We start from the raw sequence: 13,050 nt of genomic DNA on the forward strand, positions 1-13,050 counted from the left end.
CCCATCATGCACACAACAGGACACGGGGGCGGAACCGCCCCATCACCCACGAACGGGCGACACCACATCACCGGAAACGGGACTTAACAGCCTCTGAGAGCTTCAGGTCGAGCATCAAGCGGCTGAAGGTGCTGGGAACCCTCTCGGCACCGAAGAACCTCGCGGCCGGCCGGGCTCTGTCCGCCGAGAGCAACGCTGTCCCCTCGTGGTGGACCGTGGAGTTCGCCGGTCTGACGTCGCTCCAGAGCGTCCAGATCACGTGGCAGAACCCGGCGGTCGTGGGGGAGTACACCGTCGAGGTGTCCTCGGACAACCACACGTGGGTGCCGGCCGTGAGGTTCCGCGGACCGGCGGCGCAGTCCGGGGTCCAGCAGCGGCTGCGTGCGCACAACGTCCGATTCGTGCGCGTGCGTGTCCCCAGGGGAGCCGGGAAGGCGACCGCCCTGGACGTCAGAGGGACCGTCACCCGGGACGAGGCGGTCCTCGAGCTCGAGGCGAGGAAGAGCTTCGACTACTTCTGGGAGCTGGCCAACACCGACCCGAACAGCGCGGGCTTCGGACTCGTCACCGAGAGGACCGGCAGACACGATCCCAGCAGCACGACCACGCCCGAGCCCACCAGCACGTCGGGCACCGGGTTCGGTCTGGCCGCGCTGGTCATCGGTGCCGAACGAGGGTGGAAGACACGCGAGGAGGCCGCGCAACGCGCGCTCGGAACGCTGAACACGCTGCTCGCCCTGGACGAACGGTTCGGCGTTCTGTACCACTACTACGACCGTAACAGCGGCGAGGTGTGGAACTGGGAGGACGCGGGCCGCAGCGAGGTCGGCCTCATCGACACGCAGCTCATGCTCAATGGTGTGATCGTCGCCGGCGAGTACTTCGGTGGCGAGGTCAAGGCGAAGGCCGACGAGCTCTACGACAGGATCAACTGGTCCTCCTTCCGGGACACCACGCCGGGGCCGACCTACAACTGGTACCACATGAGCTATTTCGACGACATCGAGGGCTTCAGGTACCACTGGAAGTTCTCGTCCGAAGCCAAGCTGATGTACGTGCTCGGCGCCGGCGCGCCGACACCGGCCCATGCGGTCACTCCGGAGATGTTCTATGCCTTCGAGCGACACATAGCCGCGTACGGCGAAACCTACCCGCCCATCGTCAACACTTGGTTCGGGTCGCTGTTCACGTACCAGTTCGCGGAGATCTTCGCCGACTTCCGCCACTCCGAGGACAAGAACAAAATCGATTGGTGGAGGAACGCCGTCGTGGCCACCAAGACGCACAAGGAGTACGCCGCCCGTGAGGACAGGTTCCTGACGTTCGGCCCCGACATGTGGGGCATGAGCGCCTGCATGACACCGAGCGAGAAGTACAGCTCGAAGGTCGGCGCGCCGCCCTCCGGCTACAACAACGACTCGCACGAGAACGACGGCACAGTCTCCCCGGACGGCGCCGGCGGATCGCTCGCGATGGACCCCGAGGGCGTCACCCGCGTGCTGAACAACTGCTACTACAACTACCCGGAGACGTGGGGCACGTACGGGTTCCTGAACGCGCTGAACTTCGAGGAGCCCGACTGGGTCTCGCACGAGGAGTTCGCACTCGACAAGGGCGCCGCCCTGGTGTCGATCGAGAACGACCGAAGCGGCCTCCTCTGGCGCATGTTCATGAAGAACAGCAACGTACTCGCCGGGCTCGAGAAGTGCGAGATCAAGTACTCGGTGAACACCACCCCCCTCGACGTGGCGATCGCGGAGGCGCAGATCGCCCTGGACCGGGCGACGGCCGCCTCACCGCCCCGCTCCGACGCCGGAGAGCTCTCGGGCGCGATCAGCGCAGCGCGGGACGCCCGGCTCGACGCGACGACGCCCGAAGCGGTGACCCAAGCGGCAGCTGCTCTGAAGGGAGTGACGGACAGGTTCGCCTAGTAGACCGTAAGGCCATGTAGCCTACGTGCGAGCATCTCGTGAACGTTCACGTCCTGTCGTAACAGGGCAAGGGCGAAAATGTTAGGACATTTCATGCCGACCTCGAGGACTGAGGCGTCGAAGCACCGGCGCCCTCAGGGTTCCAAGAATCCACCGGGCGCCGCTGGCTCCTCCCTACCGCGCCGCATGACGAACGCGCTGGTCAAGCACTGGCGCGACTACGCGTCGATCGCACCGTTCTTCGTTCTGTTCGCGGCCTTCGGTGTCGTTCCACTGCTGTACGCCCTCTACCTGAGCACGCTGCAGTGGGACGGGATCAGCGACCCGGAGTTCGTGGGACTGGACCAGTGGGCCCGACTGTTCGACACGCCGGATGTCGTCACGGCAGCCGGCAACACGGTGATCATCTTCCTGCTCGGGCAGATCCCGGTCGCCATAGGGGCACTGATCGCCGCGGCCATGCTGTCGCAGCCGCGCCTGAGGTTCCGCGGCTTCTACCAGACGGCGTTCTTCCTGCCGCAGGTGACGTCGGTCGTGGCGGTCACGATCGTCTTCCAGTCCCTCTTCGCAGAGAAGTACGGGTTCGTCAACAACATCCTCGACATGCTCGGCCTCCCCGCCCAGCAGTGGCTCAGTGAACCCTGGAAGATGAAGGTGGTCATCGCGCTGATGGTGATCTGGCGCGGCTTCGGCTACTTCCTGCTCCTCTTCATGGCAGGTATCGCCGCGATCGACCGGTCCCTGGTCGAAGCCGCCCAGATCGACGGAGCCAACCCGGTCCGCATCTTCCGATCCATCACGCTGCCCATGCTCACGCCGACGCTGGTCTTCGTGACCCTGACCGGCGCCATCGCGGGCATGCAGATCTTCACCGAGCCGCAGGTGCTGTTCAACTTCACCGGCAACCCCGGCGGGCCCAACAACGGCGGTCTGACGATGATGCTCCTCCAGTACGAGTACCTGGGCGGCATCGGCAGCACCGGCACGATCCAGCTCGTCAAGCCCGACCTCGGCTTCGCCGCGGTGATCGGCTGGGTCATCTTCATCGCCCTCGTGCTGCTCGCCCTCATCAACAACCGCTTCCTGCGCAAGTCCCTCGGAGGTCGGTGAGCCTCATGTCCCGCAACTCGAAACCCCCCATCACGCCGGCGCGCGTCGCGAGCCATGGACTCCTCGCCCTCGGAGTCCTCGTCTTCGCCTTCCCCTTCTACTGGCTGCTGGTCATGGCGACCAACTCCACCTCGGACATCCTCGCCAGCCCACCGCGCCTCGTCCCCGGAAGCCAGTTCTTCGCGAACTTCGAAGAGGTCACCGCCGGCTCCGAGTTCGTGCGCGCCTTCGTCAACTCGCTTCTGCTGACCGCTCTCTGCTCCGCCATCCAGCTGTTCCTGGCGGCGCTGGCGGGCTACGTCTTCGCGAAGAGGCGTTTCCCCGGCCGCAACCTGCTGTTCTCTGTCCTCCTGATCACACTGATCATCCCGACCGGTGTGTCCATCGTGCCGAGCTTCCAGATCTACACCGACCTCGGCTGGATCGACACCTTCCTGCCCCTGATCGTCCCCGGCGCGGTCACCGCGTTCGGTGTCTTCTGGATGCGTCAGGCCGCCGAGACCAATGTGCCGGACGAACTGGTCGACGCCGCCCGTATGGACGGTGCCGGATTCCTCCGCACGTTCTGGAGCGTGGCGCTGCCCTGCATGCGCCCGGCGCTGGTCGCCTTCGGCATCTTCCAGGTCATGTGGACCTGGAACGACTACCTCTGGCCCCTGCTGGTGCTCAACAGCCCGACCAACTTCACCCTGCCGGTCGCCCTGCAACAACTGACCGGCAACTACGGGCGGACCGACTACTCGGTCGTCATGGCAGGCACCCTCGTCGCCACCATCCCGCTGCTGGTGCTGTTCCTCGTCCTGCGTCGAACAGTCCTGCAGAACGCGGCGAGCGGCGCGCTCAAGGGCTGATCCACGCCCCACCGCCCGGCACCGAGCCCACCTTTCACCCACCCACCCACCTTCTGAACTGGAACATCATGAACCGCAAGCAGCTGCTGACGTCAGTACTGGCCGCAAGCCTCCTCACCACCGCGCTCACCGCGTGCTCCGGTGATTCGGGCGGCTCCAGCTCCGACGAGGTCACCATCCTGTACCGTCCCGGATCGCTCTCCGACAGCGCGATCAGCGGAGCGCAGAATGCCTTCCCGGACGCCAAGATCAAGTTCATCAAGACGGCCGACGTCGACACCAAGCTCGGCGCTGCGCTGCGCACCGGTAAGAACCTGCCCTCGATCGTCACCGCCGACCCGATCCGCTACGCCCCCACGGCGAGCAAGTTCACGGACGTGAGCAAGAACGGCTTCACCCCGGAGGTGGCCGCGACGTACCTGGGCTGGAAGGTCGACCTGGGCAGAACTGCCTCGGGCGAGCAGCTCGGCGTCCCGATCGACGTCGGCCCGCTCGCGTACTACTACAACGCCGACGCCTTCGAGGAGGCCGGCCTGCCCACCGACCCGGACGCCGTCGGACGGCTCGTCTCCACCTGGGACGGCTACCGGTCCCTCGCCAAGAAGGTCAGGGCCGACGACAAGTTCGCCTGCGACGACCCGGGCCTGCTGTTCTACTACGAGACCTGGTCGAAGGGGTTCGGCTTCTACGAGAAGTCCGGCGACGAGCTCGAGCCCGACATCGACAACAACATCGGCAAGACCGCCTTCGACCGCGCCATGGACTTCCAGTCCAGCGGACTGTGCGCGAACGTCATGGCCTACTCCAACGACTGGAACTCCGGGCTGAGCCGCGGGGAGATCGTCGGCTTCCTCCAGCCGCCGTGGGTCGGCGGCGCCGGCCTGCAGACCGCGGCCAAGAAGCAGTCGGGGGAGTGGCGTGTCGCCACCGCCACCCCTGACGGGTACGCGGCCGCCGACGGCTCGATGCTGATGCTTCCCAAGACCTCGACCGATCCGGCGCTCGCCACCAAGGTGGCGATCTGGCTGACCAACGCCACCAACCAGGCCAGCGGTTACACGAAGAACGGTCTCTTTCCGTCCGCGCTGGGCGCGTACAAGTCGCCCGATCTCACCAAGCCCCAGGCCTTCTACGGCGACCAGCCCGCCGCTTCCACCCTGGCCGACATCTCCGAGAAGGCACCGCGCATCCTGAAGGGAGTGGACACGGACGCGATCAACGGCATCTTCCAGCAGTCCATCAGGGACGCGGCCACCAACGGCGACAGCGCCGAGGCCGCCTACGACGAAGCCCTTGAGAAGGCCGAGACGCAGTTCGGCCAGTGACAGACCGGCGGCGGCCGGTCCCCCTCCCCCCGGCCGGCCGCCGCCACGCCACCTGACACACCCTCCTCTTTGATAGGAAACCCTCGTTGTCCGACCACACGATCGATCCCACGACCGGCCAGCTGTTGGTGAACGGCAAGCCGTACCTGATTCGTGGCATCGAGCTGCACAACTCCACAGCGTCCAGCCCGGAATATCTCCAGCCTCTGTGGCAGCGGTTCGTCGACGCCGGAGTGAACACCGTTCTGGCCCCGGTGAGCTGGGAAATGGTGGAACCCCGGGAAGGAGAGTTCGACTTCAGCGCGGTGGACGGGGTCCTCGTCGGTGCCCGTGAGCACGGTCTGAAGCTCGTGCTCCTGTGGTTCGGAAGCTGGAAGAACGGCTCGTCCAGCTACGTGCCGTCCTGGGTCAAGCTCGACCCCGAGCGCTTCCCCCTGCAGATGGACGAGGCGGGCCGTCCGCTGGACAACCTCAGCCCGTTCAGCGCCGCCAACCGGGACTCCGACGCAGCCGCGTTCGCCGCCTTCATGGAGCACGTGTCGATCGCGGACGGCCGCTCGGGAACCGTGCTCATGGTGCAGGTGGAGAACGAGGTCGGCCTGCTCGGGGCGGCTCGATCCTACGGCCCGGACGCCCTGGCAGCCTGGGAGCAGCCCATCCCGGTGACCCTGCTCAAAGCCCTCCGCGACAAGGCATCGCCGCACGTCACGGCCCCCAGCGGTGCGGCCCGCCCGAGCTGGGGCGACCTGGACGGGGACGAGGACCGCAAGGCTGAGCTCTTCATGGCCTGGCACTACGCGCTGTACGTCGGATACGTCGCCGCGGCAGGTCTGCAGCGCCACGACGTCCCTCTGTTCACCAACGCCTGGCTCGACTCCAGCGTGCCGGACGAGGCGAACCCGACCGACCTGGCCGTCGCCGGCGGCCAGACCCCCGGTGTGTACCCCAGCGGCGGCCCCCTCCCGCATGTCGACTGCGCCTGGAAACTCGCCGCACCCGCGATCGAGTTCCTCGCGCCGGACGTCTACTTCGGCGACTTCGAGATCCCCTTCAAGGGATACGCGGACACCAACACCACCCTCTTCGTCCCCGAGATGCGCGCCGACAGGCACGGCGTGTCCCACACCTTCCTAGCCATCGGCAAGTACGGCGCCATCGGCGTCGCACCGTTCGGGTTCGACTCCCTCCACGAGAACGACACCCGCGATGTGCGCCGCACCTACACCCAACTGGCCGCGCTCGAGAACGAGATCCTCCGGGCCCAGGTCCAGGACCGCATCCGCGGCTTCCGGGTGGTGTCGGGCGAGGAGCAGGCACTCGCACTCGGTACCTATGACTTCCTGGTCCGTGTCCACAGCGAGTCACTCGACGGCGAGTCGGTCGGCTGCGGCCTGCTGCTCCAGCTCGACGAGCACACGTTCATCGCGGTCGGACACAACTTCACGGTGGACTTCGCACCCCGTGACGGGCACGCTGTCGCGATCCTCCAGGCTGATGAACTCCTGCTCGGCGAGGGGGAGCTGATCCCGCAGCGACGGCTCAACGGAGACGAGACGTTCGCCGGTACGCGTATCAGGATCGCGGACCGTCCGGACCCCATGCACGGCTTCATGCTCACCACCGGAACCCTTTCCGGGGTGGTGCGATTCTCTCTCTACTCCCGTACCAAGGGGGGCGGGGACACCACGCAGGCCGGCACCGGGCTGGAGGTGACCTGTTCGTCGAACTGACCCGGTCCCCAGCGGTGCCGGCGACGGAGATCGCCGCGGGCACGGCTTGAGAGCCGCGGCCCGCCCCGAGTCCGGGGCGGGCCGCGAGTCCCCGCAGCGGCACGACGGAAATGCCTCAGGAGGTGCGCAACCGCTCACGGAACACCGGACATCCCCACAGTGCCACGATCCACGGGAGATCCCCGATACTTCCCTACCCACCAGTCAGCGACGCTGCGTTGTGACCGGGAGGGCGCGCCGCCACGCGGTTCCCCGTGCTCGCAGCGCCACCCGGCGACATCCTCGAGGTGGCTGCGATGTACCGACCGATGAACATGTTCCCTGCACGCGGTCCCGAACCGGGCATGAGCGGCCGGACCACTCCTTCCTTGCTGCTTTCGTTCCTTCACCTGCCCGCGGTGGCCGCGAGCGTCCCCCGGACCCGGCGGTTCACCCGGTCGGTCCTGGAGAACTGGGGCTTGCAGGGCGAGGTGATGGACAACACGGAGATCATCGTCAGTGAACTCGCCGGCAACGCCGCCCTCCACGGCCGCAGCGAACTGACCGTCAGGCTCGCGCTCGGGCGGCTCAGCCCGCTGCACGTCACCGTCATCGACTCGGGCGACCGGGACTGCCGCTGTCAGCCCGACCGCGACGACGTCGAACACGGGCGAGGTCTGCTCCTGGTCCATGGCCTGGCTCAGCACGTCCTTGTCACGCATCAGCCTTCCTGGCATCGGGTACGCGTGTGTGTGACCGTCACGGACGGTCCCTCGCAGTGCCGGGCGTGCGGGTGAAGCGCCACCCGCGTCCGCGCTGCCTGATGCGGGTCCTTCCCTGGGCGGTGGTGACACCGGGTGCCGGCCGTGCGGTGTCGGGTGTGCGGGACGCCGACGGCGAGGGTGCACGGGTGTCACCGCCGGACGGTGACGGATGTGCCGGTGGACTGTCGGCCGGTCGTCGTCCACCTGCGCGTACGGCCGCTGGTCCGTCCGGTCCTCACCTGCGGGCGGCCGACCTCCCCTGCGTGGATTCCCGGGTTGCCGGAGCGTCCGGCGCCGAACGGCGCGGCGTGCCGGCCGGATATGCCAGGAGATGGGGGAGTTGCGCGGCCGGGGGTCTGCGACGAGGTCCGCGTACTCGTCGGCTGCCGTCAACCCGCCCCGGGGGAGTACGTGAGCAGACCACCAGCGAAACGCCGGACGAGGTGCACGCCCTCCTCGGTCAGGGCGTCGGCAGGCTCCACCGCTCCCGCCGCCTCGGCGTCGCTCTGAACACCGTCAAACGCTGCCCCGATCAGGCCGGGCTGAGGGCGACCGCCCTGTCACCACTCCACGCCGGCCGCCTCCAGCTCACCGGGCCGGAACTCCGCGCCCGAAGCGAACGACCCCCGTTCGCGAGGAGCACCGCGGCGGCCTGCCCTGGGACGACCGCGCTCGCCGGGCTCGTACAGGCATCACCGCGCTGCTGACACCGGCCGCGGGTGACGACATGAGACTCACCGGGCGGATCACGCCCGCGCGTGCTGCCGGGATGCCCCACCTGGTGGGCGGAGGAGATGCGCGTAATAGCCGCCACTTCACAGCAGAGCGTGACGCTCAAATACGGTGAGTGTGCGTACGCTCCGTGATCTGGCCCTGGCCCCGCTACCGGGATCGTCGCTGTTTATGGTGGCCGCTGTCAGGCGGTCGGGCGTGGGGCGGTTGGTGTGGCGTCGCTGGAGCGGACGGCGTATCCGAGGTTCAAGAGGCTGATCTCGGAACGGGAGTTGCGGGAGTTCTTCACGCCGTCAGCGGAGGAGGTGGCGTGGGCGCATGAGCGTACGCATGACCGCCCGGGCCGGGTCCTGGCGCTGCTGGTGATGCTGAAGTCCGCGGCACGGCTGGCCCGCGTCCCCAAGATCGGGGAGATACCCGAGGCGGTCGTGGCCCATGTGCAGGATCAGGCGGGGCTCGCTGCGGGGACGGTGCCACAGGCAGACTCCGAGCGGAGCGAGGAGCGCTACCGGACGGCCGTACGTGAACGCTTGGAGCTGAGGCACAGGCCGGGCGAGGCCCGCGTGGTCGCGGAGGCGGCGATGCGGGCGGCGGCGCCGGTGAAGGCGCATACCGCGGACCTGGTGAACGTGGCGCTGGAGGAGCTGGTTCGGCAGGAGAGCGGCTGGAGCTGCCGGCGTTTTCCACCTCGACGCACGTGGCGGAGCGGCTGTGACCTGGGCGCCGTGCAGGTGCGGTTGGCATCCACCTGGCGCCCGGAACGCGGCCATGGACTGAAACAGTCTGTGAGCCTGGTCCCTGGTGCGACGCGACGTCATGCAGTCCCGCCGTGCGAACGATCTCGATATTCCGATGCTGCTGTACCGAACGAATGACACAGTGCCAGGCATGGTGACTTCCCCACTTCTGCGACAGCTTGCCCGCACCCGCCGCTTCACCCTCGGCGCACCCGCCCGTTTCACCGTGGCACCGGACGGTGCCTGTGTCCTGTTCCTGCGGAGCCGGGCCGGGGACGATCCGACCGGGTGCCTGTGGAGGTTCGACCTGGCAACCGGCGCGGAGCGGCTGCTGGCTGACCCCGCCGGGCTGCTCGGCGACGCGGCCGATGAGGTGCCGGAGGAGGAGCGCATCCGGCGCGAGCGCGCCCGGCAGCAGGCCGCCGGGATCACCGACTACGCCACCGACACGGCCGCACGGGTGGCCGCGTTCGCCCTCTCTGGGCAGCTGTGGGTGGTGGATACGGGCTCCGGCGCCGTCCGGCAACTGCCCGCTCGGCAGCCGGTGGTGGACCCGCGCCCGTCCCCGAACGGCCGGTACATCGCCTACGTCTCCGGCGGCGCGCTCCGGGTGATCGGCGCCGACGGCAGCGGCGACCGAGCGGTGGCCGCGCCCGAGCCGGAGGAAGGTCCGGACGTCTTCTTCGGCCTGCCGGAGCATGTGGCGAGCGAGTCGATGGGCCGATACCGGGCGTACTGGTGGGCACCAGACGGGGAGCGGCTGCTGACCACCCGGGTGGACAACCGGAAGGTCGGGCTGTGGTACATCACCGATCCGGCCGACCCCGCCAAGCCGCCGCGCACGATGCGCTACCCGCAGGTCGGTACTGCCAATGCCGAGGTCACGCTCTGGATCGCCGATCTGGCGGGCAACCGCACCGAGGTCCGCTGGGACCGGGCCGGCTTCGAGTACCTGCCCGCGGCCGGCTGGGACGGGCACGGTCCATTCGCCGCCGTCCTCAGCCGCGACCAGCGCACACTCCAGGTACTGGCCGTCGACCCGGCAGACGGTACGACCAGCCTCCTGGCCGAGCGGCACGATGAGCGCTGGGTGGAGCTGCTGGTGCCCGGAGTGCCCGCGCGGACAGCCACCGGCCTGCTCGTCGACTACCTCGACCGGAACGAGACCCGGCACCTGAGCATCGACGGCACGCCGGTCACGCCGGACGGCCTGCAGCTGCACGAGGTGCTTGCGGTGGACGGCGAGACGGTGCTTTTCACGGCGGCCACAGAACCCACCGAACGCCATGTGTGGAGGTACCGGCCGGGCCAGGGCATACACCAGTTGACCGAGCAGCCGGGCGTGCACTCCGGCGCATTCTGCGGCGGCACGTTCGTACACACCACGCGCACGCTGGATCTGCCGGGCTCGCACACCACCGTGCACCGCCTGACCGAGGACGGCCGACCGGAACCGGACAGCCTCGTGCCCGTCGAGATCAACTCGCACGCCCAACGACCGCTGCTGCAACTGCGTGTCGAATCCGCCGCCGTAGGGCCGCGCGAACTGCGCACACACCTCTTCCTGCCGTCCTGGCACAAGGCCGGTGATGCCCAGCTGCCGGTACTGGTCGACCCCTACGGCGGCCCCGCCATGCAGAAGGTGATGGCCGAACAGACCTCTCACACCCTCGTCTCCCAGTGGTTCGCCGAACAGGGCTTCGCGGTGCTGGTGACGGACGGCGCCGGCACACCCGGACGCGGGCCACGCTGGGAGAAGGAGATCTTCGGTGACCCGATCGGCCCGACCCTGGACGACCAGGTCACTGCGCTGCACGCGACTGCCGAGCGCCACCCGGAGCTGGACCTCGGCAGGGTCGGCATCCGCGGCTGGTCGTTCGGCGGGATGCTGGCCGCCGCCGCGGTGCTGCGACGGGCCGACGTCTTCCACGCCGCGGTGTCCGGCGCCCCGCTCACCGACCAGCGGCTCTACGACGCCTGCTGGAAAGAGCGCTTCCTCGGTCTGCCCGACCAATACCCGGAGCACTATGAGATGTCCTCGCTGCTCGCCGACGCTCCGAAGCTCAGCCGTCCGCTGCTGCTGATGCACGGACTGGCAGACGACAACGTGTTCGTGGCCAGTACGCTGCAGCTCTCCAGCGCTCTGCTGGCAGCTGGGAAGCCGCACGAGGTGCTACCGCTGAGCGGAATGACACATGCCGCACCGACCAACGACACGTTCGCCCGGCTACTGGGGCACCAACTGGAATTCCTCCAGCGGCACCTGGCAGGCCGACCCGCCACGGTGCCCTGCTAGGGCGCATGCCGAGCCGTGATCAATCTGCGGGATCCGCTCTCGTGGTGGGGTCCGCACCGGTAGACCGTCATGAGTGACGCAAGTGCAACGGACGGACACCGAGTGAAAGTTCATCGGGCTCTACCGGCTGATCGGAGAGTGCGGCCCGTGCCGACCCGATACTCCCGAAGCTACGGTCAGGTGCCAATTGGCACCTGACCCCCACGGTCACCCTGCTGCGCCATCACTCTGTGTATTCGCTGGGCGCGGGACACCCCCAACAGCAAGGCTCCGGGTCTTTGGAGGAGATATCCGCGAAGCGGCCCCCGCGGGGGCCGCTTCGCGGATATCTCCTCCAAAGACCACCTGCGCATTCTCGCGTACGGCCCCGAGAACGACCGGCCCGCTGTGGGCGCCGGTCCCACCATTCCCGGCCACGGCGGCCGCACCGAAGGCGCCGACACCCGGACCAAGAGGATCACGAGGCGGATGCACGGGTGCGCCGGATTCGACCTCATCCGCCACCGCATCCTTCCTCCTGCGGACATGGGTGATCTCGGTCCTGAACCCGCCTGCCAGGGGCTTTGCCGGTGCGCGCGGCGGCCGGGAGCGTACGACCGTCTCCGCCCGCCTCCGCGCATCCCCGCTCGTGGCTCAGCGGAAGTGGGCCACGGACGCGGCCGTCGGTGAGGTCCTTGTCCGAAGGGCACGGCGGCGTGATCACTGTGGTTCACGGCTTTCCTGCACCCCCTTGACACCCCGCATCTTCGGGCATACCGTCTGAAACACGTGAACGTTCACGGAGATCGAAAACAGAACTCTCCTCGGCAGTAATCCGCTGGAGATGATCAAGGTTCCAGAGGTGGCGTCGCTGCCCGGGGGGCCCGAACTCAGCTCCACCCCGGCTGCCGGCAGACGCAGGCGCTTGGCGCTGTCCCAGACCTCCGCGCCCGCCGGCCCGGCCCCAGCAGTTACTGCGAGAAGCTCGGAGAGTTCCCTTTGCGGGCATGCGCCGACGGCGCCCCACAAAAGGGAGCGCCGGGTTCCCCCCAGCTGAAGCGCACCGCAGACGCGCACCGCGGAGACCGACATGACTGCTCTCACGCTCGCCCCGTCAAGCCGGACACGACCGGAAACACACATCTCTGCTCATGCGGCCTGCAGCGCCGTCACCAGTACCGCCTGCGTGCCGGCACTGAGGCATTTCGTGGCGCACTGCGTTCAGCGTCTCGGCCTGTCGGAGGACCTCCGTGACACGGCGTGCCTGGTCGCCAGCGAACTGGTCACCAACGCCGTCATGCACAGCGGCAGCCACTCGGTGGCGGTCCTGGTCAGCCTTGAGAAGCACGGTCTGATCATCTCGGTGAGCGACCGCGGCACCTGGCGCACGAGAACCGATCGCCGGCACAGTCCGGCCGATGAAGGGGCTGTGTGCGGCCGCGGCCTGGACCTGGTCCGGACACTCACCGACCGGCTCTCGATCGCAACGGGCCCCACCGGAACCGTCGTCAAGTCGCTGCTGCGCGTCGACCCGCTGATATCACTTGCTGCAGTGTCGGGCGGCAACCCGTGAAAAGAACGCCGACCGGGCACGCCCGGGCCGACGCGGACCGCCC

Annotated in this window: 9 protein-coding genes; all 9 read left to right on the plus strand. The window is 68.2% G+C overall.

What is annotated here, in order from left to right; translation table 11 throughout:
- The first annotated feature begins 128 nt into the window (after positions 1 to 128).
- The 9 genes from ACIQGV_RS37325 (at position 129) to ACIQGV_RS37365 (ending at position 13,007) form a co-directional block, all read left to right on the plus strand.
- Positions 129 to 1,931: a glucoamylase family protein gene (locus tag ACIQGV_RS37325; protein WP_402503362.1), complete on the plus strand. Its 1,803-nt coding sequence runs from the start codon at positions 129 to 131 to the stop codon at positions 1,929 to 1,931.
- Positions 1,932 to 2,117: 186 nt separating this feature from the next.
- On the plus strand, positions 2,118 to 3,041 hold the full coding sequence (locus ACIQGV_RS37330; protein ID WP_402503365.1) for a carbohydrate ABC transporter permease: 924 nt from the start codon (positions 2,118 to 2,120) through the stop codon (positions 3,039 to 3,041).
- Between the two features lie 5 nt (positions 3,042 to 3,046).
- On the plus strand, positions 3,047 to 3,892 hold the full coding sequence (locus tag ACIQGV_RS37335) for a carbohydrate ABC transporter permease (protein WP_402503367.1): 846 nt from the start codon (positions 3,047 to 3,049) through the stop codon (positions 3,890 to 3,892).
- A 68-nt stretch (positions 3,893 to 3,960) separates the two neighbouring features.
- Positions 3,961 to 5,217: an ABC transporter substrate-binding protein gene (locus ACIQGV_RS37340; protein WP_402503369.1), complete on the plus strand. Its 1,257-nt coding sequence runs from the start codon at positions 3,961 to 3,963 to the stop codon at positions 5,215 to 5,217.
- An 86-nt stretch (positions 5,218 to 5,303) separates the two neighbouring features.
- The gene (locus tag ACIQGV_RS37345) at positions 5,304 to 6,947 is read left to right on the plus strand and encodes a DUF5597 domain-containing protein (RefSeq protein ID WP_402503371.1); all 1,644 of its coding nucleotides are present in this window, start codon (positions 5,304 to 5,306) and stop codon (positions 6,945 to 6,947) included.
- Between the two features lie 368 nt (positions 6,948 to 7,315).
- Entirely contained in the window at positions 7,316 to 7,723 is a 408-nt protein-coding gene (locus tag ACIQGV_RS37350; RefSeq protein WP_402503373.1) for an ATP-binding protein, read from the plus strand.
- Between the two features lie 911 nt (positions 7,724 to 8,634).
- Positions 8,635 to 9,297: a DUF4158 domain-containing protein gene (locus ACIQGV_RS37355; protein ID WP_402503375.1), complete on the plus strand. Its 663-nt coding sequence runs from the start codon at positions 8,635 to 8,637 to the stop codon at positions 9,295 to 9,297.
- Positions 9,298 to 9,310: 13 nt separating this feature from the next.
- Positions 9,311 to 11,455: a prolyl oligopeptidase family serine peptidase gene (locus tag ACIQGV_RS37360; protein WP_402503377.1), complete on the plus strand. Its 2,145-nt coding sequence runs from the start codon at positions 9,311 to 9,313 to the stop codon at positions 11,453 to 11,455.
- A gap of 1,069 nt (positions 11,456 to 12,524) precedes the next feature.
- Positions 12,525 to 13,007, plus strand: coding sequence for an ATP-binding protein (locus ACIQGV_RS37365; protein ID WP_402503379.1), 483 nt, complete (start codon positions 12,525 to 12,527; stop codon positions 13,005 to 13,007).
- Positions 13,008 to 13,050: the final 43 nt, after the last annotated feature.

Source organism: Streptomyces sp. NPDC093094, assembly GCF_044754345.1.
Taxonomy (GTDB): domain Bacteria; phylum Actinomycetota; class Actinomycetes; order Streptomycetales; family Streptomycetaceae; genus Streptomyces.

Bases quoted from the DNA above. Each gene is read 5' to 3' on its own strand.
- ACIQGV_RS37365 (WP_402503379.1), top strand. From the start codon at position 12,525: ATGACTGCTCTCACGCTCGCCCCGTCAAGCCGGACACGACCGGAAACA.
- ACIQGV_RS37360 (WP_402503377.1), top strand. From the start codon at position 9,311: ATGGTGACTTCCCCACTTCTGCGACAGCTTGCCCGCACCCGCCGCTTC.
- ACIQGV_RS37330 (WP_402503365.1), top strand. From the start codon at position 2,118: ATGACGAACGCGCTGGTCAAGCACTGGCGCGACTACGCGTCGATCGCA.
- ACIQGV_RS37335 (WP_402503367.1), top strand. From the start codon at position 3,047: ATGTCCCGCAACTCGAAACCCCCCATCACGCCGGCGCGCGTCGCGAGC.
- ACIQGV_RS37340 (WP_402503369.1), top strand. From the start codon at position 3,961: ATGAACCGCAAGCAGCTGCTGACGTCAGTACTGGCCGCAAGCCTCCTC.